This window comes from Kitasatospora sp. NPDC096077, assembly GCF_040303245.1.
Taxonomy (GTDB): Bacteria; Actinomycetota; Actinomycetes; order Streptomycetales; family Streptomycetaceae; genus Kitasatospora.
The window spans coordinates 39,729-65,185 of the sequence record NZ_JBEOSV010000050.1; the positions used below are offsets into that span (position 1 = coordinate 39,729).

General features: G+C 73.2%; 23 protein-coding genes. 9 read left to right on the top strand and 14 right to left on the bottom strand.

The features are described 5' to 3' along the window. Positions 1–165: 165 nt before the first annotated feature. The gene (locus ABTZ03_RS31580; RefSeq protein WP_350516551.1) at positions 166–717 is read left to right on the top strand and encodes a hypothetical protein; all 552 of its coding nucleotides are present in this window, start codon (positions 166–168) and stop codon (positions 715–717) included. 73 nt (positions 718–790) lie between these two features. Here ABTZ03_RS31580 and ABTZ03_RS31585 read toward each other — a convergent pair whose 3' ends face one another. The 3 genes from ABTZ03_RS31585 to ABTZ03_RS31595 all read right to left on the bottom strand — a co-directional run bounded on the left by ABTZ03_RS31585 (position 791) and on the right by ABTZ03_RS31595 (position 3,840). Continuing rightward, positions 791–2,323: a hypothetical protein gene (locus tag ABTZ03_RS31585; protein ID WP_350516552.1), complete on the bottom strand. Its 1,533-nt coding sequence runs from the start codon at positions 2,321–2,323 to the stop codon at positions 791–793. Positions 2,324–2,521: 198 nt separating this feature from the next. Continuing rightward, entirely contained in the window at positions 2,522–3,511 is a 990-nt protein-coding gene (locus ABTZ03_RS31590) for a hypothetical protein (RefSeq protein WP_350516553.1), read from the bottom strand. Beyond that, positions 3,508–3,840: a PadR family transcriptional regulator gene (locus ABTZ03_RS31595; RefSeq protein WP_350516573.1), complete on the bottom strand. Its 333-nt coding sequence runs from the start codon at positions 3,838–3,840 to the stop codon at positions 3,508–3,510. The genes ABTZ03_RS31590 and ABTZ03_RS31595 overlap by 4 nt, the downstream gene beginning before the upstream one ends. 344 nt (positions 3,841–4,184) lie before the next feature. Here ABTZ03_RS31595 and ABTZ03_RS31600 point away from each other — a divergent pair, with 344 nt between their 5' ends. Next, a complete protein-coding gene (locus ABTZ03_RS31600) occupies positions 4,185–4,508 on the top strand; it encodes a hypothetical protein (protein WP_350516554.1) in 324 nt (107 codons plus the stop codon). 140 nt (positions 4,509–4,648) lie between these two features. On the opposite strand, the gene ABTZ03_RS31605 is transcribed toward ABTZ03_RS31600, so the two are convergent. Continuing rightward, a complete protein-coding gene (locus ABTZ03_RS31605; RefSeq protein WP_350516555.1) occupies positions 4,649–6,031 on the bottom strand; it encodes a ricin-type beta-trefoil lectin domain protein in 1,383 nt (460 codons plus the stop codon). 272 nt (positions 6,032–6,303) lie between these two features. Between ABTZ03_RS31605 and ABTZ03_RS31610 the strand changes: the two genes are divergently transcribed. After that, a complete protein-coding gene (locus ABTZ03_RS31610) occupies positions 6,304–6,825 on the top strand; it encodes a hypothetical protein (protein WP_350516556.1) in 522 nt (173 codons plus the stop codon). Between the two features lie 282 nt (positions 6,826–7,107). Here ABTZ03_RS31610 and ABTZ03_RS31615 read toward each other — a convergent pair whose 3' ends face one another. From ABTZ03_RS31615 to ABTZ03_RS31655, 9 genes are all read right to left on the bottom strand, one after another. Further along, the gene (locus ABTZ03_RS31615; RefSeq protein ID WP_350516557.1) at positions 7,108–7,692 is read right to left on the bottom strand and encodes a DinB family protein; all 585 of its coding nucleotides are present in this window, start codon (positions 7,690–7,692) and stop codon (positions 7,108–7,110) included. 110 nt (positions 7,693–7,802) lie between these two features. After that, a complete protein-coding gene (locus tag ABTZ03_RS31620) occupies positions 7,803–9,791 on the bottom strand; it encodes an NACHT domain-containing protein (protein WP_350516558.1) in 1,989 nt (662 codons plus the stop codon). A gap of 290 nt (positions 9,792–10,081) precedes the next feature. Beyond that, positions 10,082–10,549: a hypothetical protein gene (locus tag ABTZ03_RS31625; protein WP_350516559.1), complete on the bottom strand. Its 468-nt coding sequence runs from the start codon at positions 10,547–10,549 to the stop codon at positions 10,082–10,084. Positions 10,550–10,806: 257 nt separating this feature from the next. Then, entirely contained in the window at positions 10,807–11,595 is a 789-nt protein-coding gene (locus ABTZ03_RS31630) for a PIG-L deacetylase family protein (RefSeq protein WP_350516560.1), read from the bottom strand. Further along, on the bottom strand, positions 11,592–12,863 hold the full coding sequence (locus ABTZ03_RS31635) for a DegT/DnrJ/EryC1/StrS aminotransferase family protein (RefSeq protein WP_350516561.1): 1,272 nt from the start codon (positions 12,861–12,863) through the stop codon (positions 11,592–11,594). Before ABTZ03_RS31635 ends, ABTZ03_RS31630 begins: the two co-directional genes overlap by 4 nt. Positions 12,864–12,958: 95 nt before the next feature. Next, on the bottom strand, positions 12,959–14,158 hold the full coding sequence (locus tag ABTZ03_RS31640; protein ID WP_350516562.1) for an MFS transporter: 1,200 nt from the start codon (positions 14,156–14,158) through the stop codon (positions 12,959–12,961). Further along, positions 14,155–15,441 carry a glycosyltransferase family 4 protein gene (locus ABTZ03_RS31645; protein ID WP_350516563.1) on the bottom strand — a complete coding sequence of 429 codons (1,287 nt, stop codon included), beginning with the start codon at positions 15,439–15,441 and terminating at the stop codon, positions 14,155–14,157. Before ABTZ03_RS31645 ends, ABTZ03_RS31640 begins: the two co-directional genes overlap by 4 nt. Beyond that, positions 15,438–16,571, bottom strand: a complete 1,134-nt coding sequence (locus ABTZ03_RS31650; RefSeq protein WP_350516564.1) for a 3-dehydroquinate synthase family protein — start codon at positions 16,569–16,571, stop codon at positions 15,438–15,440. The genes ABTZ03_RS31645 and ABTZ03_RS31650 overlap by 4 nt, the downstream gene beginning before the upstream one ends. A gap of 385 nt (positions 16,572–16,956) precedes the next feature. After that, entirely contained in the window at positions 16,957–18,096 is a 1,140-nt protein-coding gene (locus ABTZ03_RS31655) for a PucR family transcriptional regulator (protein WP_350516565.1), read from the bottom strand. Positions 18,097–18,183: 87 nt separating this feature from the next. Here ABTZ03_RS31655 and ABTZ03_RS31660 point away from each other — a divergent pair, with 87 nt between their 5' ends. Together ABTZ03_RS31660 and ABTZ03_RS31665 are read left to right on the top strand one after the other, a co-directional pair. Beyond that, positions 18,184–19,257 (top strand): ferredoxin reductase, encoded by a 1,074-nt coding sequence (locus ABTZ03_RS31660; RefSeq protein ID WP_350516566.1) that lies wholly within the window; start codon positions 18,184–18,186, stop codon positions 19,255–19,257. A 7-nt stretch (positions 19,258–19,264) separates the two neighbouring features. After that, a complete protein-coding gene (locus ABTZ03_RS31665; protein ID WP_350516567.1) occupies positions 19,265–20,383 on the top strand; it encodes a fatty acid desaturase family protein in 1,119 nt (372 codons plus the stop codon). Between the two features lie 238 nt (positions 20,384–20,621). Here the strand turns inward: ABTZ03_RS31665 and ABTZ03_RS31670 are convergent, their stop codons facing one another. After that, positions 20,622–21,548 carry a LysR family transcriptional regulator gene (locus ABTZ03_RS31670; protein ID WP_350516568.1) on the bottom strand — a complete coding sequence of 309 codons (927 nt, stop codon included), beginning with the start codon at positions 21,546–21,548 and terminating at the stop codon, positions 20,622–20,624. 126 nt (positions 21,549–21,674) lie between these two features. Between ABTZ03_RS31670 and ABTZ03_RS31675 the strand changes: the two genes are divergently transcribed. The 4 genes from ABTZ03_RS31675 (at position 21,675) to ABTZ03_RS31690 (ending at position 25,014) form a co-directional block, all read left to right on the top strand. Then, positions 21,675–21,974 (top strand): YciI family protein, encoded by a 300-nt coding sequence (locus ABTZ03_RS31675; RefSeq protein ID WP_350516569.1) that lies wholly within the window; start codon positions 21,675–21,677, stop codon positions 21,972–21,974. 102 nt (positions 21,975–22,076) lie between these two features. After that, positions 22,077–23,060, top strand: coding sequence for an alpha/beta hydrolase (locus ABTZ03_RS31680; protein ID WP_350516570.1), 984 nt, complete (start codon positions 22,077–22,079; stop codon positions 23,058–23,060). Continuing rightward, complete coding sequence (locus tag ABTZ03_RS31685) at positions 23,057–23,878, top strand: glycine betaine ABC transporter substrate-binding protein (protein ID WP_350516571.1); 822 nt, start codon at positions 23,057–23,059, stop codon at positions 23,876–23,878. Before ABTZ03_RS31680 ends, ABTZ03_RS31685 begins: the two co-directional genes overlap by 4 nt. Positions 23,879–23,940: 62 nt before the next feature. After that, a complete protein-coding gene (locus ABTZ03_RS31690) occupies positions 23,941–25,014 on the top strand; it encodes a zinc-binding alcohol dehydrogenase family protein (RefSeq protein WP_350516572.1) in 1,074 nt (357 codons plus the stop codon). The last annotated feature ends 443 nt before the right edge of the window (positions 25,015–25,457 follow it).

A 25,457-nucleotide genomic window follows, 5' to 3' on the forward strand; every position in this document is an offset into this window, starting at 1 on the left:
ACGGCGTGGCGCGGGGGCGCGGCATCGGCTGCGGTGGTGCTGCTGGCCTGGGCGGCGGCGGCCTGCACGGGGCAGGGCGGCGCAGGGGCAGCGGCATCCACGGCGACGGCGACGGCCGCTCCGCCGACAGCCCCGACCGCGACCCCGACCCCGACGGCGCACCCCGTGACGTTGCCCGAGCCCGCCCCGGCGTCCGCACAGTGGATCGTCGACCAGCTGGCCAAGAATCCGCCGCCGCCCTGCCCCGTCCCCACCCTGGCGAACCTGGTGGTGCTCGACCGCAGCGAGGACGCCCACGACCGGGCGGACGTGCTGTGGCTGAGGGACGACTCCTACCTGTGCCTCGCCTCGATCAGCCGCGTCAACGGCGGGCTGACCACGGGATTCTCCTACGGCTCGATCGACTCCTACACCGCCGGGCAGAGCCCGTCGACGATCGGCGGCCTGAGGCGGCCCTCCTACTTCACGGTCTTCCCCGTCGACACCGGCCAGGTCGTGCTGCAGGACGGGGGGAGCCGGTTCGGGCCGCTCCACCAGCGCACGGTCGACCTCGGCGCCGGCCGGGCGATCACCGTCGTGCAGTACCGCTACGCCGTCGAGGTGAAGCTCGACCCCGACTCGTCGGTGGTCGAGCTTCCCCCGAGGGAGGACCCGGACCATCCCGCCCATCTGTGCCCGGTCGTCCAGGAACCGTGCCGCCTCGCGGACGTCTACTGAACCCGCCGTGTGCGGACCGGGTGACGGACGCTCGGTGATGGCCGGCCCCGCCGTCATGGGCGGGTCGGCCGGGCTACCAGTGCTCGTGGTTCTCGCAGCGTTCGTCGTGCTCGTGGCGCTTGATCTTGGTGGGGTCGCTGACGATGTGGCTGGCGGTGTCGCCGCCGCCGATGGCGGTGGCGACGTTCGTCACCTCGTCGCGGGCGCCGCAGGAGACGTCGACCTTCAGGGTGATGGGCGGGTAGCTGCTCGCGGCGGCCAGGACGTCGTCACGGGTGCAGGTGAGGTTGACCAGGCTGCAGTTCCATCCCGTGCCGCTGATGCTGTCGGCCCTGAGCCCGTCGGGGAGGGTGTCGTACACGGTGACGGTGCTGCCGTCGGTCGGGGCGGCGCCGACGTCGTTGCCGACGGTGATGGTGTAGGTGCCGTCCCGCCCCTGGGTGAAGTGCCCGGGGTGGGTCTTGGTGACGGTCAGGGACGGGAGCGTGTAGGAGATGGTCACCTGGCCGTTGTTGTTCGCCGTCCCGATGGTGGAGGCACTCAGACTGGTGCCGGTACCGGACGGGGTGGCGAAGCTGCTGCCCCCACCGCCGCCGCCTCCGCTACCCGAGGTGCCCCTGTTGTCGACGGTGCCGCTGCCGCCGCCCCCGCCGGCGAAGTACCCGCCACCACCGCCGCCACCGGCACCCGTGATGGTGAGGGCGCAACCGGCCCCGATGCTGCCCCCGGTGCCTCCGGTGCCGACCGTGGTGCCGGCGAATCCGCCCCCCGGCCCGCCACTCGTAGCGCCGCAGTTCGTTCCGCTACCGGCGGCCCCGCCGGCGCCGCCGGTGCTGGTGGTGGTGGAGCCGCCGTTCCCGCCCTGTCCCGGCGAGGACCCGGGGCCGGTGAAACCTCCCGCGGTGCCGTTGGTGGCGTCCGGCGTTGTCCCGCCGCTGCCCCCGTTCCCCCCGGCGGAGCCCGCTCCGGTGCCGCCGGCCGCACCGCCGCCTCCGGCGACCACCAGGAGGGCGCCGCCCGCGCTGACGCTGGACGCCCCGCCGCCGCCCGGACCTTCGAACTGGAAGCCGGTGGCCGGGAAGGTCCCGCCCGGGGCGCCGCCGTTGAACCCGCCGGCACCCCCCGTGCCGCTGCCGTTGCAGCCCTTGCCGCCGGTGCCGCCGACGTCGATGGTGAAGGTCGTCGGGACGGTGGTCCGCGGCAGGGTGGTCACCACCCGTGCCCCGGTGCCGCCCGTCCCCGTGACGGAACAGGGGGTGCCGGTGTTGTCGGCGCCGCCGGCGCCGTCCGCGGTGATCGTGACCACCGCCCCCGCCGGCACCGTCAGGCTCTGCGCGGCGCCGGTGAAGGTGAAGGTCTGCGACGGATCGGCCCGGTGCGCCCGCACCGGTACGACCCCCACGGGTGCGGCGGCCACCGGCCCGGCCGTGGCCGCCAGCAGCGCCATGCCGGACAGCAGCGCGCCTCCTACCGACACCGCCCCCGTGCCGGCGGTACGGACCGGGATGGTCCCGCCGGCCGGGTTCCGGTCGGGCACGGCCACGGGCCCCTGGCGGCCGACCCGGTACCAGGGCAGACCGCCCTGTCCACGCGTACGAGTACTCATCCGCGGGTTCACTCTCCTCACAACGAGTCGCCCTGTGCCCGCACGCTCCAAGGCGCGGGCATGACAGGGCGACTGACAGAAAATCAGGACAAAACCTCATTAAATGCCCTGATCCGATCACTTCGAGGTAGCGGCCCCGTGCCGCACCGGGGTTTGAATCCGAGGAGAGCAGCCGACCCGCCGGGCCCGGGGCCCGGGTCAGTGCTGGGGGTCGGGGCGGGGGTCGGACCGGTTCCTCAGCCGGACCGCGGCGAGTGCGGCCGAGTATCCGACGGCGAACGGCACCGCCAGGGTCAGGGCGGCGGTGGCGTTCAAGGAGTAGTAGCCGATCAGGGTGGGGGTGAACAGGGGCGGCACGGCCAGGACGGCCGCGGTCAGGGCCGCGGCGCGGACCGTGCGGGTGGTGCAGGCGACGGCCACGCCGGTGACCAGCGGGGCGGTGAGGTGGAATCCGGTGCGGAAGACGACCGTCCCTCCGCCCGAGCCGACGGTCAGGTCGAGGGCGAGGTCCGCGGCGGTGAGTGCGATCACGACCGCCCAGGGCACGGCGGTGCGCGGTTGGGTGGTGCGGTCCGGCGGGGCGACCAGCAGTACGAGCGCGTTGAGGGCGAACAGGGCGATGTCCGGGCCGCTCAGGGTGTAGGTGAGCGGGATGTGCGCGTACGCGCCGGGGAGTTCGGGGTGGCCGAGGAGCGTGGGCAGCGGCATCAGGACGAGGGTGGCCGCCGCCAGGGCCCGGGCCGCGGTCCAGCGGCCGGTCAGGGCCGCGATCGCCATCAGCGCGGCGGGGACGAGCAGCGCGATGCGTGCCCAGCCACCCGGGTCGGTGGCGGCCCGGACGGCCCACCAGAGGTGCACGGCCGCGTAGCTGCCGGCCAGGGCCGCGGCGATCGGCGCCGCGGTGGCCAGGGCCTGGCCCGCCGGCCGGTGGGAGGTCAGGCCGAACCGGATCCGCACGCCGTGTCCCGCCACGTCGGCGACCTCGCGCAGGCCGGCGAGCGGGCCCGCGGTGCGGATGCGGCGTTCGGCGTGGTCGGCGACTTCCGCCAGTGCGGCGGCGCTGTAGGAGGCCGGGTAGAGGGCGAGGGCGCGGCGCAGCAGGTGGGTCGTCAGTCGGGCGGCCCGGTCGACCGGGTGGTGGTTCCGGTCGGCGTCGCCGTGGTGGCGGCTGTTCTGGTGCGAGGTCATGCCGGGCCTCCTGCGAGCCTGTTGCGGGTGATGGCGAGGCGTCGGTCGGCCTCGCGGAGGGCGGCCCGCAGCCGCTCGCTCTCGTCGGTGAGGGCCTGGGTGCCGGTCGGGGTGAGGGTGAAGACGCGGCGGGGGCGTCCGTCGACGGTCTCCTCCCGTTCGATCCGGATGAGACCTTCGGCGAGCAGCCGGTCGAGGGTGCCGTACAGGCTGCCGGCGCCGAGCCGTACCCGGCCGTCGGAGATCGCGGCGACCTCGTCGCCGAGCGCGTAGCCGTGGCGTGGCTGGTCGGCGAGGGCGGTGAGGATCAGGAAGGTGGGCTCCTGCATGGAGCGTTTCTTCGTCACACCGGCCACCATAGTACGGTCACCGTAGTGTCTGCCAATGGGGGATCCGACGGATCGCCGACGGGGTGGGTGCCGGCGTGCCGGAGGCGCCTCTGCCGCGTCTCCTCGGCACACCGAACGGGTGAGCGATCGAATCTCGCCGCCATGAACCATTCGCACACCATGTGAATTTGTCTCGGCTTTACCTGGCCAAGGTTCGAACAAGGGAGAAGGAGTGGAAGCGACATGCCGCGTTCCGGTCATTCCGCCGAACATGCCTACCGTTCCGGCGAGTTGCGGTCCTACGGTTGTTTCATCCGATCCGTTCGCACACCCCAAGGAATGGCATGAACATGATGAAGCGACTCGCGGCGTTCGCGGTGGCCACGGCCATGGCCGGAGCGGGATTCGTCGGCATCTCGTCGACGTCGGCCTCCGCCACCACGACGGCGCTGAGCTGCAGCAACAAGCAGTTCTTCACCGGCAGCGGCGGCCACGCGGGCGCGTCGATCAGGTGTACGGGCGGGCCCTTCGTCGCGAACGTGACGTGCTTCAAGCCGAGTTACGGTCGGTACCACCACTACGGAAACCGGGTCGAGAGCGGTGGCACCTCGACCGTGTGGTGCGACCTGGGCGCCACCGCGGAGAGTGTGACGGGCCTCGCCTCCTGAATCCGGTTCAAGGAGCACGGGGTTGCGGCACCTGCACCACCGGATGAACTCCGAAGGCCCCCACGGAGCGGGCGCGGTGACGCGCCCGCTCCGGCGTGTTCGGCGGCGGAACGGCCCCGCCCCGCCGCCGTGGCGCGGTCTCAGGCGGGCAGCGCCCACTTCTGGTTGGCGCCGCCGGTGCAGTCCCAGATCTGCACCTGGGTGCCCGCGGTGGTGGACCACCCCGGGTCGTCCAGGCACCTGCCGGACTGCGGGTTGTACAGCGAACCGTCGGAGCGCGGGATCCAGACCTGGGAGCCGGTGTTGTTGCAGGTGTAGAGGTCCACCGCGGTGCCGTTCGCGGTGCCGGCCGCGTACACGTCCAGGCACTTGCCCAGCACGTGCAGCGTGCTGCCGGCCTGGACGACCGTCCACTGCTGGGCGGGCGAGCCGTTGCAGGTGTAGATCTGCACCGGGTTGTAGTCGGCGGTGGAGGCCGCCCGGTCGTCCAGGCAGAGGCCGCCGTAGCCGGTGATCGCCGAACCGCCGCCGCTGCCAACGCCGTTGGTGGTGTAGGCCGCGACGGAGGCGACGCTCATCGTCGCCCCGGAGGTGGTGTCGGCCGTCGGGGTGGTGCACCCGCAGACGCCGTTGGGGAAGCCGCCGCCGATGGCCAGGTCGAAGATGATCGACAGCGGGTGGTCGAAGGCCTGCTGCCAGACGGCGGTGCCGACCTGGTTCTCCGTCACGGTGAAGTAGGCGGCGCCGTCGAGGTACCAGGTGATCGACTCGGCGCTCGGGTTGGTGCGGTCCAGGACCATCGCGTAGTCGTGGTAGCCGCTCTGGCAGCCGGGGCAGTCGCGCAGGCCGCTGCCGATCCCGGTGCCCTCGTTGCACACGCCGCCGGGGGAGGTGCCGCAGTGGACGGTACCGGCCATCTGCGAGCGGGCGTTGACGTCCTCCATGATGTCGATCTCGCCGTTCTCGGGCCACTGCCCCGGGCCCAGCATCCAGAACGCGGGCCAGTACCCCAGCCCGCCGGCGGGGGAGGGCTGCATGATCGAGGCCGTGACCTCCAGCTTGCCGCCGGCCGGCGCGCCGGCGACCGCGCTCGGGGTCCGGATCCGGCCCGAGGTCCAGGAGCCGCCGCTGCCGAGGGCGGTGATGTCCAGGTGGCCGTTGCCGTCGAGGTGGACGTTGGCGGTCGAGTCGGTCATGGTCTCGATCTCGCCGGTCCCGAAGTTCGAGCCCGGGCCGGTGTCGTACGTCCAGTTCGCGCCGGACGGCCGGGCGCCGGCGGGGCCCGCGAAGTCGTCGCTGAACACGGTCGTCCACCCCGCCGGCGGCCCGGCGGCGGCCACCGGGGCCGGGGCCGTCATCGTGCCGGTGCCGGTGCCGGTGCCGGTGGCGGCGTCGGCGGCGGGCGCGTGGCCGACCAGCGCGACGAGCAGGCCGAGGGTGGCCAGGACCGCGAGGCGGCGGCCGGAGCGGGTGAGGAGGCGGGCGCGCCGGCCGGTGCGGCGGTGCGCGGGATCACGGGTCATCTGCGGCTCCCAACGGAAGGGGGGCGCGGACCCGGCCCGCGAGGTGGGGAGGGGGCCGGTGCCGCGGTGCGGAGCGGGGGCTGCGGGCCGGCGGATCCTGCCGGACGAGCCCTGGATTCGTCCCATCGTGTGCTGAGCTGAGGCGCATTCAACTCCTGTACCTGTCAAGGCGTCAAGGGGATGACAGGGTGCTCCGCGGCGTCAACTCGTGAAGACCCTCGCACGGGCTCGGGGAGTCGAGCCGCTCGGGGAGCGAAGCGGGCAGGGCGGAGATGACGCTTCCTCAGATGTGTCCGGCCTGGCAGGATCCGCTGGTGAAACATGTGACCTACCGTCTCCATCCGGCACAGATACGCCGCCAGTGGATCTTCTCGGCGCTCTTCCTGGCCGGTGGTGCCTACCTTCTGTACCGCGGTTCGCTCGTCGCGATGAGCGCCCGGACCGCCGCCGCCATGGCTTTCGGCGCTCTCCTGATCATCGGTGGAGTCCTCCAGGTGAGGGGCGTCTTCAGCAGCGTGAGCGTCGACGAGCGCGAGATCCGGTGGACCGGGGTGCTGGGTTCCGGCACGCGGTTCGCCTGGGCGGACATCACCAACGTCGAGGTCGGGAAGAACCGCGACCGCCCCGATTCCGCGGACGTCGTGCGGCTCACCCACCGCGAGCACGGCGACGTCACGCTGCCGTTGGTGATCGGCATGCCGGGCGCCTGGCGCGACCCGGACTTCGAGACCAAGGCGGCCGGCATCATCGCCGCCTGGCGTGCCGCGAGGACGACCTCCGAACCCACGGCGTAGCCGGGCACAAGCGGCCCCCGGACCGCCCTCCGGACCGGGGGCCGCCGCGGGCAGGCCCCGGCTGGACCGGTGGGTCACCGGGGGTCCCAAGTACGGCAGCTCCTACGCGCCGGGCGGCCTCGCCGACGGGACCGACCGGTGGAAGCCCCCGGCCCACCTCGCCGCGCCCGGCAACAGCGCCACCGCCTCCCGTACGAAGACCGTCGCCCTTCCTCCGGCCCGGTGTCCCGAACCCGGAGAGCTCCGCCGGGCAGTGTTGCCCTGCCGCGGGACTCGGTCGATTCAAGCCTTGATCGGTGCGACCGACCTGGCGGCCTGCTCGATCTTCGCGCGGTAGGCCGCATGGGCGTCCTCGTCGATCTGTCCCTCGTGTTCGGGGCGCATCCCGGTCCGGCCGTCGAGGCCCTCGCGCAGGATGTCGGCGTGCCCGGCATGCCGGTTGGACTCGCCGAGGACGTGGACCATGACGGCGAACAGGTTCGTGTCGGCATAAGGCTCCTGCCACCACGGCACGTGGCCGGGGGCGTCGAGGGGAAGCTCGTCGATCGTCGCGTCCGAGTGCTCCCACGTGCGCCGGTAGAACGCGATGATCTGATCGCGGGTCTCGTCCTCGGTCGCCCACAGATCGCTGCCGTCGGAATCCTGCCACCGGGGCAGCGGTTCCGGGGAAGGGCGGTCGAAGACCTCGCCGAAGTACCTGGCCTCGACGGTGGCCATGTGTTTGACCAGGCCGAGGAGGTTGGTCCCGGTCGCTGTCAGAGGCCGGCGGGCGTCGTAATCGGACAAGCCGTCGAGCTTCCAGAGCAGCGCCTCGCGGTCCCGCCGCAGTCTCCCGTGCAGGTTGTCCTTCGCGAATTCATCGATCATGCGGCACGAGCCTGCCATGGGCTGCTCGTGGCCTCAAGATCCCGTACATGGTGGGCGCCGTGGCGTACGTCCGGCCGGGGGGCGAGCCTTCCGGCAGGGCACCGCTGGTGTCAGTAGGAGAGCTTGTCCTGGAGCAGCGCGTGGCGGAACTGGTACCGGGGGCCGTCCGCCCGCAGGACCTGGCGGTGGTGGGCGTCGTCCAGGAAGTTCATGCCCCGGGCGGGGAAGACGCCCTGGAGGTGCAGTTGGAGGAACAGCAGGGTGCTGCGTCCGGCGTCGGAGCCGGCGCTCATGACGCAGATCCCGCAGGGGACGGCGATGCCGATCGTCTGGAAGATCCCGGCGACGACGTCCCTGTCCCACATGAAGCCCTCGCGCAGGCCGAACCCCAGGCCGACGCAGAGCCCGAAGAGTGCGCCGAAGACGATGTCCCAGCGGAGTTCCTGCCGCCAGATGGCCAGCGGGTCGCTGTGCACGCCCACCTGGGAGGGCAGGCGCGCGGCTCCGATGATGAGGGCCACCATGAGCGTGCCCCAGATGCCGTTCAACGGACCGGCGAGCGGGTGGAGTTCGTGGGAGGTGCCGTGGGGGAACAGGTACCGGAACCCCACCGGAAGCCCGCCGGCGACGGCGCCGGGGAGCAGCGGCAGCCGTGAGTGGACGGCCTTCCCGCGGAACCGTCCGCCCGGCCCGGGCGCCGGGTGGACGCGCATCGCGCTCACGCCGGCGACGGCGCCCGCTGCCGTCCCGGCCGCGGCCAGCACGGCGAGCGACGCCAGGGCGTGGTGGGTGACGTTGAGGGCGTGGTCGCCGGAGACCATGCCGATGACGAGCCCGACGATCACCGCCACTCCGGGGTTGAAGCCCAGGCGCCTCCGGCGGCCGCGGCCGGGCGGGAACCGCCACCAGACGCCCTCGGGCCGGAAGGCGCGCAGCTCCGACGCCGTTCCCGCGGCCACTCCGAGGACCAGTCCCAGCGCGGCCCCGACCAGGCTGCCCGGGCCCGGCCCGCTGATCCGGTGGGTGTTGAAGTGGCCCCAGCCGTAGACCAGGGCGCCGCCGGCCGCCGCGGTGACCGTGCAGAGGGCGCCCAGCATGCCGATCCTCGGTAACGCCCGCTCCCAGCGCGGCAGTTGCCGCCAGTCGAGGCTGTAGGTGCCGTGCTCCGCCATCTTGGCCGCGAGGTAGCCCAGCCACCGCCGGGCCTGCGCCGCGTTGTAGGGCACCGGGTCGGAGGGCTGGCGCGGCTGGTAGGCGATGCTGATGAACCGGTCCAGCAGGTAGACCATGACCTCCTCGGGGGTGGCGAAGCGGTCCTCGTCCAGCAGGTCGGCGAGGGCCTCGGGGCGGGGGAACGCGTCGCGTACGAGGGTCAGGCCGAGCGGTACGTCGAGGGCGCGGGACAGGACGCTGTCCGGCCGGCGCTCCAGGTGGTCCATCAGCGCCTGCCAGGGCTCGGGCGGCGGGTCCACCTGGTAGTGCCGGAGGTACTCGGCGGCCTCGGCCCCGGGGATCGGCGCCAGCTCCAGCACCGTGGCGCCGGGGAGGTGGCCGGCGCGGACGGTCGCCGTGAACTCCTCGGTGCGCGCGAACACCATGATCCGGGACACCGCGTGCCGGCCGATCTCCCTGAGCGCGGCCCGGCGCATGTCCGGTTCGAGTTCGTCGAACCCGTCGAGGAAGAGCGCGATCCGGCCGCCGTACACCAGCTTCTCCGCCGCCCGGCGCCCGTACTGGCGCTGTCTGAGGAGGCGGTAGTCCTCGGCGATGCGAGCGGCCGCCCAGTCGGCCAGGTCGTCCCGGCTCGCGTCCCAGCCGGTGACGCTCAGCAGGACGGGCACCGGTACGGCGGCGCGCTCTGCCGGGTTCCTGACGCCGCCGCGGTGCTTGAGCGCCTCCAGCAGGGTCAGCAGCGCCGTCTCGGACTTCCCGCTGCCCGGGCGGCCCAGCAGGGCGATCCGGCCGGAGGGCAGGCTGCCGTACAGCCGGAACAGGTCCTTGATCCCGCCCTCCCGCAGGGTGCGGGCGTCCGTGGCGGGAATGCCGGGCAGCGGCGGGAAGGCGGCGGGGCTCTCGGAGTCCCCGAGTGCGGCCGCCATGGGGCTGGCGACCCCGCGGCCGGACCACCGCCAGCGCACCGGGATCGGCCTCGGGGCGCGCAGCTTGCGGTTGTAGGAGGCCTGGTTCCACTGTTCGAGGACGGCGGCGGTCAGGGCGTCCGCGGCGGCGTCCAGCGGCGAACCCGCGCCCGCCGGGGTGGAGTAGTGGTGGACGGCGGCCGCCTGGCCGACGACGACGCCGCCGTGATCGGCGAACAGGGCGGCGCGCGGGACCGCGGGCGGTTCCGCGGACGGTTCCGCGGGCGGGGCCGGGGGTGCGCCGGGGTCGCTCAGGCCTGGTGCGGACCCGGCTGCGGAGGGTTTCCCAGCGTCACGTCCCCCATGGTCCAGGCCGCGGCGGACCCGTGGTCCGCGCGGATGTCCACGTTCCCGCCGACGGCCGTGCCCGCGTCCCCCGCCGACACCCCGCCGGCGGCGCGGTCCGCGGCCCGCACCTCCTCCACCGCGCGGTCCAGGGCCCGCGCGAAGCCGGGGTCCTGCTCGACGGCCTCCTCCAGCGAGTCCTGCACCCGGCGCCGGGTGCGCTCGCTCGGCTCGGCCAGGCCCGCGTCGGCCTCCTCGGTCAGCTTCCTGAGCGCGGGGTCCTCCCCGAGCTTGCGGCCGACCAGGTCGTGGAGCCGGTCCATCCCCGCGTCCAGCGTGCGGTCGACCTCCGCGTCCGCTCGCCCGGCCACCCGCCTCGCCTTGCGCACCGCCCACGCGAACACGTACCCGACCGCGATCTCCACGCCCGTCATCAAACCCCCCCTCGGCCCGCTGCTGACGTTCCGTCAGACCGTATCCTGCCGACCGCCCCCGGCGGAAGCCGATCCCGGGCCGGGCCTTCCGGCGCTGGCCTCGTTGCCGCCGTCCGGTCCGCCGCAGGTGCGCGGGCCCCATGGGCGAGGACGTCCGCCGGGATCGTGTGGAATGCCCCGCGCAGGTCCTGGTCCGCGGAATCTCCGTGCCGCATCTCCGCCCCCCGATCTCGTGCTCTGCCGGGCACGGACTCCGTTCAACTCGCCGACGGCGCCCCGCCGGCCGGAGTGAGCCCGAGTTCCCGGCACCGCCCGAGGCGGCCCGCGTCGCTCGGTGCCAGCCAGACCCGCTCGACGGCCGGCCCGCCCTCCTCCGCCCCGTGCCGCAGGACGCCTGCGACGTCGGCACCGGTCAGCTGCGAGGCGTAGTGGCCGAGCCCGACCCGCTTGGGTTCCGCCCACCGCCCGAGGGTGAACTCCAGCCCGAGGCCGACGGGTTCGACATCGTCCCAGCGGGGCCGCGGTGCCGACGGAGTCAGCGCGTAGGGCAGGTCCTCGTACCAGAGGCGCAGTTGCGGGCCCGGACACCGGCCGACGGCCCGGCGGACCAGCCGGTGGTCGATGTGGCCGCCGACCGCCGAGGGCGCCACGACCAGCGCGGCGGCATCGAGGTGCGGCCGCATCGCCTCGGCCGCCTCCTGCTCCCGCGCCCGCGAGGCGGCCGACCCGTCCGGCTCGTTGAGTTCGGCGTCGTCGTCCATGCCGAGCGCGGAGCTGTCCGGCAGGCCGAGAGCCGTGTACGACAGTCGCAGGCTGTGCGCGTAGGCGGCGTCCTCCGCTTCCCGCAGCTTTCGGACGCCGTCCTCGTCGAGCCCCTCCGCTCCCGGGGCGTACGGTGCCCAGCGGCTGCGGGTGAAGACGGTCAGCAGGGTGATCGAGCGGTCCCGGCCGGCCCGCGCGTCGGCGTCGACCAGCGCGCCGAGCCACCCGCCGACCGACAGGGCGATGTCGTCGGGGTGCGGCGCGACCAGCAGCAGTCCGCTCATGCCGCCAGCTCCTGACGGTGTGCCACCAGCTTCTCGAAGGCGGCCGCGATGTCGTCCACCTCCGCCTTGTCGCCGAGCAGCGGGGCGTGATGGAAGGTCAGAAAGGTCTTCGCCGCCTGTTCGCAGGTGGGCAGCGAGAGGCCCTGCGGGTGGATGCGCCGCTGGTGCTCCGCGTCGAGGGCGTACCGGGAGCGGGTGTGCGGGCGGTAGAGCCGGCTGCGGTAGAGCGGCGTGTACACGGGGGTGACCGGCAGGCCGAGTTCGGCGGTGAGGGCGGCGGACAGCCGCTCGGCGCCGATGTCGGCCAGTTCCTCCTGGACGGCCGCGACGGCGTAGTTGTAGTAGGTGCGCCCGGTGGTGCCCTCGGTGGTCCGCTGGGGGCGGAAGCCGAGTTCGGCCAGCCTGGCGTCGAGGTCCGCGGCGTTCCGCGCGCGGCGGGCGTTCTCCTCGTCGAGCAGGCCGAGTTGGCCGATCAGCAGGGCTGCCTGGAACTCGGAGAGACAGCGGTTGTTGCCCATCAGTTCGGCGGTCTCCAGCAGTTCCATCGCGCCGGTGGCGGGCGGGGTGCTGCCGTAGCTGCGCCCGTCGGCCCGCAGGTGCTCGACCCGGCGGGCGAGCGCGTCGTCGTCGGTGATCACCGCACCGCCCTCGCCGCTGGTCAGCACCTTGCTCTGCTGCATGCTGAAGGTGCCGGCGTGGCCGAAGGTGCCGACCTTGCGGCCGAGGAAGCGCGCGCCGTGCGCCTGGGCGCAGTCCTCGATCAGCGGGATCCCGTGCCGGTCGGCGATCCGCTGGAGGGCGGTCAGGTCGGCGACGGCGGAGTAGAGGTGGACCACCACGATCGCCTTGGTCGCGGGGGTGAGCGCGGCCGCCACGGCCGCCGGGTCGAGGCAGAGGGTGTCCGGGTCCACGTCCACGAACACGGGTACGGCGTTGACACCGATCACGGTCGAGGCGTTGGCCACCCAGGTGATGCCGGGGATCACCACCTGGTCGCCGGCGCCGACGCCGCAGGCCTCCAGGGTGGTCGTCAGCGCCGAGCTGCCGTTGGCGGTGGGGACGCAGTGGCGGACGCCGTGGTAGGCGGCGAACTCGGCGGCGAACCGGCGTTCTCGGCTCTGCTGCCCGTTGTAAGGGCCGCTGATGGCCCAGCGGCCGGAGTTCAGCACCTCGTCGAGGACGGCGAGTGCTCCGGGGGCCGGCTGCGGCCAGCGCGGCCACGGCGTGGACCGGACGGGGGTGCCTCCGGCGACTGCGAGTTCGGGCATGGCGATGACCTGTCCTTCATTGTCAGGGGCACGGGGGTGGTTGGGGGCAGGAGGGTGCTCAGGGGGACGGGGGTGGTCAGGGGGACGGGGGTGGTTCACACCGTCAGCTCGCGCGGCACCGAGCGCCGGAGGACCTGGCCGCCGAGCACGGCGGCGGCCAGCGCCAGCGCCGCAGCGAGTCCGGCGGCGAGCGAGACGACCGTGAAGGACCCGTGCTCGACCAGCACGCCGCCGAGCGCCTGCCCGACGGCGGTGCCGACGGCGTCGGCGGTGGTGATCCACATGAACGCCTCGTTGGCGGAGTCGGCCGGCACCGTGCCGTCGAGCAGCAGGTAGCGGCAGGTGATCATGGGGGCGGCCGGCAGCCCGACCAGCAGGGTGAGCAGCACCAGGGCCGGGACCGAGTCGGCGAGCGCGAGCGCGCTCATGGTCATGGTGAGCGCGAGCAGGGTGGCCGCGTACCGCTGGGAGACCGCGGACCGCCAGCTGCGCCGGCCGTAGCCGAGGCCGCCGAGGATGCTGCCGACGGCGATCAGCGCGAGCAGCAGCCCGGCGATGCCGGGCAGCGCGTGCTCCGTGGCGTAGGCGGGGAGGTTGACCTCCACGACGCCGAACGCGAGGCAGGACGGCACCGTGGTCGCCACCAGGACGGCCAGCGGGCCGCTGGCCACCACGGCCGGCCTGCCCCACAACCGCACCTCGGCCCGGGGCTGGCTGCGCACGGCCGCGAGCCGGCCGAAGGCCAGGGTGGCCGCGCAGGTGAGGACGGCCGTGACGAGCAGCGCCGCGGTGGCCCCGGCGACGGCGATCAGCGCCCCGGCGATCAGCGGGCCTCCGATGTAGCCGACTTCCTGGAGCACGGCCTGCAGGGCGTAGGCCTGTCCCCGCTCCGCCTCGCCGGTCAGTCGTGACCAGGCCGAGCGCATCGCCGCGAACGCCACCGAGTAGCCGGTGCCGAGCGCCGCCGCGACCACCACCAGCACTGCCAGTGGCGCACGGGCCTGGCCGGCGGCGACCAGCAGCAGGGTGAGCAGCAGGTGCAGGACGGCGACCGCGACCAGGGTGCTCACACCGTGACGGTCGGTCAGCCGTCCGCGCAGCGGGGCGGTGACGGCCGCGCTGAGGCCGTAGCAGCCGATCACCAGTCCGGCGGCGCCGAACGACCCGGCGGCGTGCACCAGGAAGAGCAGCAAGGCGAGCGGTTCGGCGCCGTCGCCGATGAAGACCAGGGCGCCGACCAGGGTCAGGTTCCTGGCAGGCCCCGTGCGCAGCAGGCCGGCCGGGCCGGCGCTCATGCCCGGTCCCGACCGCTGTCCGGGTGCAGCGCCCGCCGGTAGACGGTCGTCAGCTCCCGGACCGCCGCCGGTGCGCCGTAGCGCTCCTCGATGGTGGGGCGGGCGGCGGCGGCGAGGTCGGCGAAGTGGCGCGGGTCCGCGGCGATCTGCCGGACCTTCGCCTCCAGCGCGTCGAGGTCCCCGGCGGGCACCAGCATCTGCGGACAGAGCTCTCCGACGGTGGTCAGGAGTCCGCCGACGCCGAACGCCGCCACCGGGGTTCCGGCGCTCAGCGCTTCGAGCGCGGCGCCGCCGAGCTCCTCGTAGGCGGAGGGAACCAGGGCCGTGCTCATCACGGCGAGAGCGTCCGGCACGTCGGTGTTGGGGATGAAACCGGTGATCAGGAAGTCGTCCGTCAGTCCGTGGTCGTGGATCGCCTCGGCCAGCCGGTGGCGTTGCGGGCCGTCGCCGACCACCAGGAACCGGGGGCGCAGGTCGCGCAGTCGCCGGGCCAGCGGTACCAGGTGCTGCCAGCCCTTCTCGTGGGCGATCCGGCCGACGAAGCCGATCACCGGTCGCCCGGGTGCGGCGGCCGCCCAGCCCGCGAAGTCGAACCGTCCCGTTCCCGCGGGCTTCGCCTCGGTGTCCAGGAAGTCGGGGACCACGGTGAACCGCTCGTCGCCGGTGTCGAGTGCCTCGGCCACCAGCCGCCCGGTGCCCTCGGTGAGCGTGATCACCTGTGCCGCGCGGCGGATCGCGATCCGTTCGGCCGCCGCCGCGAGCCGCTGCCGCAGCCGTCCGGCGTCGGACAGGTAGCCCGCCAAGCAGGAGCAGTGCAGGGTCAGCACGTACGGCGCGCCGACCGTTCGGGCGGCGAGCGGGGCGAGCAGCAGCGGCCACATCGAACCGTCGGCGTGCACGTGCACGAGGTCGGGCTTCCAGCGCCGGATGCCGAGGCAGGCGGTGAGCGTGGCGGCGAACCAGGCGGGGATCAGTCCGACCAGGCAGGTCAGTTCGGAGCGGATCGGCGGGATCGGCGCCCGGGCCACCCGGACGGTCAGCCCGTCCCGGTCCCGGTGGTACCTGGGCAGTCCGGGGAAGCCGGCCGTGACCACCAGCTGCCGGACGCCGTGCGCGGCCAGCGTCCGCGACAGCCGGGTGATCTGGATCTGCATGCCGCCCATCGAGTCGTACTCGACGGGCCAGGCGTCCACCTGGTCGTGGTAGTACCAGGGCGTGAGCCGCAGGATGCGCAACTGCCTTCCCTTCTGGAGCAGTTCGCCGACCGGCGTCGGGCGGTTCACCCGAGGACGGTGCGCAGCGCGCCGTCGAGGACCTCGACCGGGACCGGTACCAGCGGCATTCCCGGTTCGCTGCAGGCGACTTCGCCGACCGACCGGAGCAGCACCATGGCCACCTCGTCGGGCCCGCAGGCGATGTAGCCGCGCTTGTTGTCCTTGGCGACCAGTTCCCCGACGGCGGCGAGGTCGACGGCGGGCCGGGTGGCGCGGGTGATCCCCAGCGCGCCCATCAGCCTGGTGTGGGTGCCCAGATCCTCGGCCGACAGGTCCAGCCGGGCCCGGCTGATCTCGGCCGCGACGAGCATCCCCCAGCCCACCGCCTCGCCGTGGCCGACCGTGCCGGCCGAGGCCAACTCGATGGCGTGGCCCACGGTGTGGCCGTACTCGAAGACCAGGGCCTCGCGCTTCTCCTTGCCGTCGGCGCGCAGCAGCGGCTGCTTGGCCGAGATGCCGATCTCCAGGAATGACTCCAGCGCCCGGGCTTGATCGACCGTCAGTAGTTCCGTGGCGGCGAGGAACTTCCGTTCCTGGCCGGGCGAGGTGGTGAGCACGTTCTTCGCCATCTCGACCAGGCTGGTTCGCAGCAGCCGGGCCGGCACGGTGGTCAGCCAGTCCAGGTCGCAGGCGACCAGGGTGGGTGCGAAGAAGGTGCCGCACAGGTTCTTGCCGGCGGTCAGGTTGACGGCCTGCTTGAGCGAGATCACCGAGTCGAAGGCGCCGACCGGAGTGGTGGGCAGGTGGACCAGACGGATTCCCCGGAAGAGCAGCGCGGCCACCATGCCCGCGATGTTGCCGATGGTGCCGCCCCCCAGTGCGACGATCACCGACTTGCGGGTGACGCCCCGGGCGACCGCCTGCTCCATGATGTCGCCGACGGCGTTCAGGTTCTTCGCATACTCCGAGGGTTCGAACTCGACCGAGCTGACCTCGAAAGCCGGTCTCAGCTGCCGGGCGAGCCGCTGGTAGGTGTCGGCCAGCCTGCCGTCCACCAGGAAGAGGAGCACGTCGGCATCGCCGAGGCCCTGCCGCAGCAGGTCCGGTATCCCGCCCTCCAGGCCGACGCCGTAGTGATAGGGAATGCGCGTTTCTCCGAATTCGAGCTGGCGCAGGTGGACGCTGACGGAAGCGGGCATGCAAGGGCTCCTAGAAATGGTCGGCCGACGGGGACGGCCCACGCTCGACATGGCTTTCGGGCGCGCCTGGCGGCATCCATCGGTATTCCGGAAAGCCACGGATCAACATGGCGGGCCGGCGTGCCACCGAGGGGGCGGCGGGCGGCGGTGAACCACGTCCACCGGCGACCTCAGCTGGGACGACAGGCGTTTGACGCCCCGGTGCCGGCAACCTCGACACCATCCTCCTGACGGCCGCAGCCGGCCACCACGACGTTCACCGGACGTTGGGCCGACACTTCCGTCGCGGGTCGACTCGGTGGTGCCGCCAGGGCGGAAGGGCCGGCCGGGGCTCGGTCACCTGTCGCCCGTCGCCCGTCGCCCGTCACCCGCTGCCCGTCGCCCGTCAGTCGACCCGGAGGCCCAGCGCCAGGGTCAGTCCGAGGACCCGGTGCGGCGATGCGAGATCCGGGAACAGCTCCCGCAGCTGCGACATCCGGTACCGGACCGTCTGGGGGTGGACGAACAGCTCCGCCGCCACCTCGTCCCGCCTGCCCTGGTGCAGCAGCCACGCCCGCAGGGTCTCCTCCAGCCGCCGTGCGGTCGTGGCCGGCACGGCCCGCAACGGTGCGAGGGCTCGGGCGCGCAGGTCCGCGAACGCGTCCGCGTCGGCGCTCAGCACCAGTTCGGGCAGGTGCTCCTCGGTGTCGCGGATGTCCGGGGAGAGGGAGCGCGCGCGTACGGCTCGTTCGTACGAGGCGGACGCACGGGTCCAAGGCCGTGCCGGGCCGACCACGGCGGTGCGGTCGGTCAGCTGCCGCAGGAGGTGTGACCGGTCGGCGTCGGGGACGAGCAGCACCCCGGTGGCGTCCGGCAGGTCGTCGAGGACGAGAGTGCTCGGGTCGAGCGCCCGGTAGGCGGGCCGGGCCTGGGCGGCGGGCAGCAGGACCGCGGTCAGCGAGACCGGGGGCTGCCACCCGGCCCGTTGGACGGAGGCCAGCAACACGTCCGGACTCGCGCCGGCGAGGAGGTCGCGGGCCAGGTGTTCCAGGTGGCGCTCGTGGGCCCTGCCGCGGGCGGCCAGTTCGTCCGCATGGCCTGCGGCGCTCGCGGCGGAGAGTTCGTCGATGTAGGCGAAGGTCAGCTCGGCGAACTTGGCGACCTCGGCGGCGGGCAGGCCCGCGGGTACGGCACCTGCCGCGAGGCACCGCCAGGCCACGCGGGCGCCGACGCGGTGGGCGCTGAGCAGGGCGTCCATCGAACGGCCGTCGCGCACCTCGCCGCGGCCCAGCTCATAGGCCGCGTCACCGGCGTCGCCACTCGTGGCGTTCCCGCTCGCGAGGTCCAGGTAGTGCCCCAGGGCGGTGCGGACGGCCCGGCGGATGGTGGCGCCCATGCGGCCCGAAAGGGCGTTGGCATAGGGCGGGACCTCGTCGATGATCGCCTCGACGACCTCGTCGGCGGTGGCCGCCAGCGCGGCCCGGAGCGCGGTGACCGTCGTTTCGTCCAGGGCCGGTTCACCGGCCCTCCGGAGTGCATGGCTCACGTTTTTGTTTCCCACGAACAATTCAGCAGGGCAGATTCACATCCTACGGTCAGGACTTTACGCCCTGGGGCGCAGCAAGCTGGAGTCATGACGAGCGCAGCCCTCCGCAGCAGGGCATGGAAACTGCTGGAGATGGTCACCACGCCGCTCCTGCCGTCGGACTACCTCGACCTGGTCAGCCCGCTGCGGGCGGGCGCCGACCTGCGCGGGCGCATCGAGGCCGTGCATCCCGAGACGGGTGACGCCGCGACCGTCGTGATCAGGCCGGGACGGGGCTGGCGCGGCCACGCGGCGGGTCAGTACGTGCGGATCGGAGTCGACGTGGACGGGGTGCGCCTGTGGCGTGCCTACTCCATCACCTCGCCGACGAACCGCCGGGACGGCCGCATCACCGTCACCGTGAAGGCGGTCCCGGACGGCAAGGTCAGCAACCATCTGGTCCACCGGGCGACACCGGGCACGCTGGTCCAACTCGACCAGGCGGCGGGTGACTTCGTGCTGCCGGGGGCCAAGCCCGCCAAGGTGCTCTACCTGACGGCCGGCAGCGGCATCACGCCCGTCATGGGCATGCTGCGCGACACCGGGCTCGATGACGTCGTCATGGTCCACTGCGCACCACGGCCGCAGGACGTGATCTTCCGCGACGACCTGCACGGCCTGGTCGCCGACGGGAAGCTGCGGCTCGTCGAGGTGCACACCGACACCGACGGCAGGCTCGACATCGCGCGTCTCAGCGGCCTCGTGCCCGACTGGGCCGAGCGCGAGACCTGGGCGTGCGGGCCCGCGGGACTGCTCGACGCCGCCGAGGAGCACTGGGCCGAGCACGGTGCCCCGGAGCGCCTGCACACCGAACGCTTCCGCCCCGCCACTGTCCTCACCGGCGACGGGGGCCGTGCCGGCGCCGGTGGCAAGGTCAGGTTCAGCACCACCGGCAAGGCCGTCGACGCGGACGGCACCACACCGTTGCTGGACGTCGGCGAGGAGGCCGGCGTGCTCATGCCGTCCGGGTGCCGCATGGGCATCTGCTTCGGCTGCGTCACGCCGCTCACCGCGGGCGCCGTCCGTGACCTGCGCACCGGCGAGATCACCGAGGCCGCGCCGGGCGTCCTCATCCAGACCTGTGTGTCCGCCGCGGCGGGCGCCTGCGACATCGAACGGTAGAGGCACCTTGACCGCCATCGACCCCACCGCCCACCTGACCGCGGAGCAGATCGAGGAGCTCGGCCGCGAGCTGGACGCGATCCGCGACGAGGTGATCGCCGACCGCGGCGAGAAGGACGCCGCCTACATCCGCAAGGTCATCTCGGTGCAGCGCAAGCTCGAACTGGCCAGCCGGGGTGTGCTGCTGTTCTCGATCTTCCCGCCCGCGTGGTTGCTCGGTACCGCCGGCCTGTCCGTGGCGAAGATCATGGACAACATGGAGATCGGCCACAACGTCCTGCACGGCCAGTGGGACTGGATGCGGGATCCGAAGATCCACTCCACCACCTGGGAGTGGGACCACGTCTCGCCGTCCGCGCAGTGGAAGCACTCGCACAACGAGCTGCACCACACGTACACCAACGTGATCGGCAAGGACAACGACCTCGGCTACGGCATCATGCGCGTCGACGAGGACCAGAAGTGGCGCCCGTTCCACCTCGGCCAGCCGCTGTGGAACCTCGTCAACGCCTGCTTCTTCGAGTACGGCATCGCCGCGTACGACCTGGAGCTCGGCAAGAACCTGCGCAGGCACCGCCGGCGCGACCCGGAGTTCCGTGCGCGGGCCAGGGCCGTGGGCCGCAAGATCCGCAAGCAGGTGCTCAAGGACTACGTGATCCACCCGCTGCTGTCCGGCCCGTCGTTCCTCACCACCCTCGCCGCCACGTTCACCGCGAACCTGGTCCGCAATGTCTGGACCCACTCGGTGATCATGTGCGGGCACTTCCCCGAGGGCGTGCAGGTCTTCGAGCGCCGGTCGCTCGAGGGCGAGACGCGCGGTCAGTGGTACCTGCGCCAGATGATGGGCTCGGCGAACATCAGCGGCAGCAGGGCCATGCACTTCATGACCGGAAACCTGTCGCACCAGATCGAGCACCACCTGTTCCCGGACCTGCCGAGCAACCGGTACGCCGAGGTCGCGGTGAAGGTGCGCGCACTGTTCGAGAAGTACGAGCTGGAGTACGTCACCGGGCCGCTTCCCCGGCAGGTGTTCTCCGCCTGGCACAAGGTCTTCCGGCTCTCGCTGCCGAACAGGAAGCCCGAGACCACGACCCCGGACCGCAGGAAGGAGCCCGTCGCGGTCTGAGCCCCGGGAAGGCGCCCGCGGGAAGTCGACCCGGCTGCTTCCCATGAGGCCGACGGGACGTTGACCGAGCTCAACACGGTGCCGGAGATCAACTCCTCGGCCCTGTCCATCAACAACGCGGGCCTGACCGTCGGCATCCGGACCAGCTTCCCGACGCCGAGCAGTCCCACGAAGACGGCCGACGGGGTGGGGGAGCACCCGAAGGCGGACCGCGGGCGTCCGTGCCCGCCGGCCTCGTTCAGCTCGGCGTGGCCGGGCGTAGGCGCCTGCGGATGTGGCGGGGGGTCAGCAGGTCCTGGTCCGCCAGGACGTCCAGGAAGGCGGCCGCGACGGGGTCGGGGGTGGTGCGGGTGTAGGCGGTCAGCTGGCGGCTGACCGGGGGGTCGGGGCGCAGCACGGCGCCGTTGAAGTGCGGCGGGATGGTGTTGGCGGGTACCAGGGTGGGGCCGAGTCCGGTGGCGGCGTAGTTGGCCGCGGCGGGGGCCTGTTCGGTGCGGACGGCCACGCGGGGGCGGAAGCCGGCTGCCGCGCAGGCCTGGTCGAGGACGTCGGCCAGGCCGCTGTCGGGGGTGAAGTGCACCCATTCCCGCTCGGCGAGGTCGGCCAGCCGGACGCCGGGCGCGTGGTCGGAGCGGGCCGCGGGGTCGTCGGTGTGGGTGGCGACGAGGAAGTCCTCGGTGCCGAGATGGCGCACCGTTCCCTCCCAGCCGGGTGGCGGCGGCCCGACGGCGACGTCGGCCTGACCAGCCGTCATGGCCGCGGCCAGTGCTTCGGCGTGCCGGTGCTCGAACAGGCGGACCCGTACGCCCGGGTGGCGCCGGCGCCAGGCTCCCAGGGCGGCGGGTAGCAGGCCGTAGCTGATGGAGTAGAGGGTGGCGAGGTGGAGTTCGCCGGTGGCGAGGCCGGCGGCCCGGCGGGCCGCGGTGGTGGCGCGGTCGGCCTCGGCGAGGGCGGCGCGGGCGTGGGGGAGCATGGCCCGCCCGGCGGGGGTGGGGCGCACGGTGCGGGGCAGGCGTTCCAGCAGCGGACCGCCGATCTCCCGTTCGAGGGCCTGGAACTGGTGGGAGAGGCCGGGCTGGGTGATGTGCAGGCGCTCGGCGGCCCGGGTGAAGGAGCCCTCGTCGACGATCGTCACCAGGTATTCGAGCTGTCGCAGGGTCGGCATGTGCTCAGCTTATGGGATTCATAGGAAACAGTCCTTGGACGCATGACAGGTCCGGCTCGCAGGATGGGGTCATGCCCGGCGAGGCGCTACCGAGTTCTCGCCGATTCCCCAGCAAGGAGCCATCCCATGTCGAACGAATCCGGCGCCGGTGTTCTCGCGGTCTTCAAGGCGGCGCCGCACGCCACCGATGAGGACTTCGCGAAGGTCATCGATGCCGAGCTGGCCCGGGCCAAGGAGCTGGTCGACCAGGGTGTGATCGTGCACGGCTACCACCGTGCGGACCTCGTCGGTGCGGCACTGGTCCTGGACGCCGCGACGGTCGAGGCCGCGCGCGAGATCATCGCGACGTTCCCCGCGGTCGCGGCCGGTCTGATCGAGACCGAGTCGGTCATCCCGCTGGTTCCGCTGCAGCTGCCGCAGGACTGACGGACCGCAGGGCTGACAGACCGCAGGACCGACGAACCGCCGGACGGTCGGGCACCGCCTCTCCGTGGTGCCCGGCCGGAGCGGAGCTTGGAGGAACCTCTCATGCCTCATCCGTCCGAGCCACCGGCGCCGGTCCTGGACCCGGCCGCCCGTGCGCTCGCCGATCACGCGGCGGCCGGGCCCGACCCGCGCCGGCGGCAGCCGGCACAGATCCGCGCCCGGCTGGACCTGGCCCAGTCCGGCCCGGTCGAGCGCCCCGACGCCCACATCGAGGACCTGTCCGTACCCGGTCCCGACGGTGCGGTCCGGGTCCGCCTGGTGCGGCCGGCCGCACCGGGCCCGGCACCGCTGCCGGTGATCCTCTACCTGCACGGCGGAGGGTGGATCGCCGGCAGCCCGGTCAGCCACGACCGGCTGGTCCGGGAGCTGGCGGCGGGGGCGAGTGCGGCCGTGGTCTTCGTCGACTACGACCTCGCTCCCGAGGCGCCCTATCCCACCGCCCTCCGGCAGGCCCGCGCCGCGGCCCGCTGGGTGGCCGACCACGGCCGGACGCACGGGCTGGACGCCGACCGGATGGCCGTGGCCGGCGACAGCGCCGGCGGCAACCTGGCCGCGGCCCTGACCCTGCTGGCCAAGGAGGACGGCGGGTTCTCCTTCCGCCACCAGGTGCTCCTCTATCCGCCCATGTCGGCGGAGTGCGACACCGACTCCTACCGCCGGTTCGCCCGGGGATACTTCCAGAGCGCCGACTACCTGCGTTGGCTGTGGCAGCAGTACGTGCCCGACCCGGGCCGGCGGACCGAGCCGACCGCGGCCCCGCTGAACGCCGAAACCGATCAACTGGCCGGCCTGCCACCGGCGTTGGTGATCACCGCCGAGGCCGACGTGCTCCGCGACGAGGCCGAGGCGTACGCCGCGAAGCTCCGCACGGCCGGCGTGCCCGTCACCTGCGTGCGCTACCAGGGCACCGTCCACGCCTTCGTCGTCCTCGACGCCCTCCGCGGGACCGGCGCCGCCCGCGCCGCACTCGCGCAGACCGTCGCAACCCTGCGCGAGGCCCTCCACCCACCACGGGAGACTCCATGAACACCCCGCCCTCCGGGCCCGCCGCCGCGCCTCCCGGGCCCACGATCACCGTCGGCAACATCGCCCTGTCCTTCCACCGCGCCACCGCCGCTGTGACCCGCCGCGTGCTGGAAGCCCACGGCCACCGGGTCGAGAGCATCGAGGCCCCGCACGAGCAGCTCTTCCAGCTCCAGGCCGACGGCAGGGTCGACGTCCTGGTCTCGGCGTGGCTGCCCGCCAGCCACGACACCTACCTGTCGGCCTACCGGGACCAGGCACACCTGCTCGCCCCGCACTACCACCCGTACTGCGTGTGGGCGGTGCCGCCGTACGTGCCCGCCGACGCGGTGCGCGAGGTCGCCGACCTCGCCCGGCCCGACGTGTCCGCCCGCATGACCCGCGCCATCGACGGCATCAACCCCGGCGCCGGAATCAGCCGCTTCTCCGCCCGGATGGTCACCGCCTACGGGCTCGACCGGGCCGGCTACACCTTCACCCCCGGTACCGAGGCCGGGTTCATCGCCCGCGTCGAACAGGGGATCGCCGACCGGGAGTGGTTCGTCATCCCGCTGTGGCGCCCGCAGTACCTCAACCGCCGCCACGGTCTGCGCGCGCTGACCGAGCCGAAGGGCCTGCTGGGCACCGTCGACGCCGCCGGCCCCGTCATCCGCCGGGCGAGCCTCGATCTCATCCACCCCTCGGCACTGGCCCGCCTTGACGGCCTGCACCTGGGCAACGACGACGTCGAGGAGCTCGACACCTGGATCAACGCCGACGGCCTCGCCCCCCTGCGGGCCGCCGACCGTTACCTCGCCGCCCACCCCCAGCTGCTCCGATAGCCCGCCCGTACCCGCCCGTACCCGACCCGTACCTGAACCGCCCACACTCACGGAGCTTCCCCATGACCCGACACCCCGCCACCATGCCGGCCGTCGCCTACCGCACCAGCCTGCCGATCGACGACCCGGCCAGCCTGGAGGACCTCGAACTGCCCGTCCCCGAACCCGGTCCCCGTGACCTGCTCGTCCGGGTCGAAGCCGTGGCCGTCAACCCCGTGGACTACAAGGTCCGCCAGGGCGCCGATCCGGGCGGCGCACCCCGTGTGCTCGGCTGGGACGCCGCCGGCACCGTGGTCGCCGTCGGCGACCAGGTGACCCTGTTCCAGGCCGGCGACCACGTCTACTACGCCGGCGCACTCGACCGCCCCGGCGCCGACTCCCGCTTCCACACGGTCGACGAGCGACTGGTGGGTCCCAAGCCGGCCACCCTCTCCTTCACCGAGGCGGCCGCCCTGCCGCTCACCGCGCTCACCGCCTGGGAGGGCCTGTTCGAGCGTCTGGGCCTGCGCCACGGCACCCTGGAGCAGACCGGCACCCTGCTCGTCACCGCCGCCGCGGGCGGCGTCGGCGCCATCACCACCCAGCTCGCCCGCACCCTCACCGGCCTGACCGTGATCGGCACCGCCTCCCGACCCGAGACCGTGGAGTTCGCCCGCCGGATGGGCGCCCACCACGTGATCGACCACCGCCGGCCGCTGACGCCGCAGCTGGCCGCCGTCGCACCCGGTGGCGTCGACCACGTCTTCGGCACCGCCGGCACCGACCGCAACCTGGCCGCCTACGCCGAAGTGCTCAACCCCTTCGGACAGATCGTCGCGATCGACGACTTCGACACCCTCGACATCGGCGCGCTCAAGGCCAAGAGCATCTCCTTCCACTGGGAGTTCATGTACACCCGCTCGATGTTCCAGACCCCCGACCAGGCCACCCAGCACCGCATCCTCGCCCAGGTCGCCCGCCTGGTCGACGCCGGGCTGATCACCACCACCGCCACCCGGGACCTCGGCCCGATCAACGCCGCCAACCTCCGCGAAGCCCACCACGTCCTGGAGTCCGGCACCGCCATCGGCAAGACCACCCTGACCGGCTGGGCGCCCGAAGCCGAGGCCCGGTCCGCCGAGGCCGGCGCCAACTAATCTCTGGGGCCAGTCAGTTGCTTGCCGCCGGCGCCTGGAGCAGTCGGTCGCGGCCCACGGGCGGTGCGTTCAGGGTCGCCCGGTCGCCTGTCGGCAGGCGTGCACTGCGGCGGGGTCCTGAGGCAGCTTCTGATACCCGTGTCCCAACCGTGGGCGATGGCCTCGCATCCATGCGGGTCGGACCGGCCGTCAAGGACCGCAGGGGGATCCCGGTGGGACCCCGCTCGACCGGTGGGTCGTACGCTTGCCCGTTCGGGAACGGTTCGGGTGCGGAGGTCGGGTGCGGGTCGAGGATTTCGTCGGATGGGAGCGGGACCTTCCGCTGCGCTACCTCCTCGTCGAGGACGTCTCCGATCTGGAGGACACCGAGCGCGTCACGCTCCTCGGGCGCTGCGTCGACGCCGAGGGGCTGTACGTGACACCGGTGCCACCGCCCCGGGAGG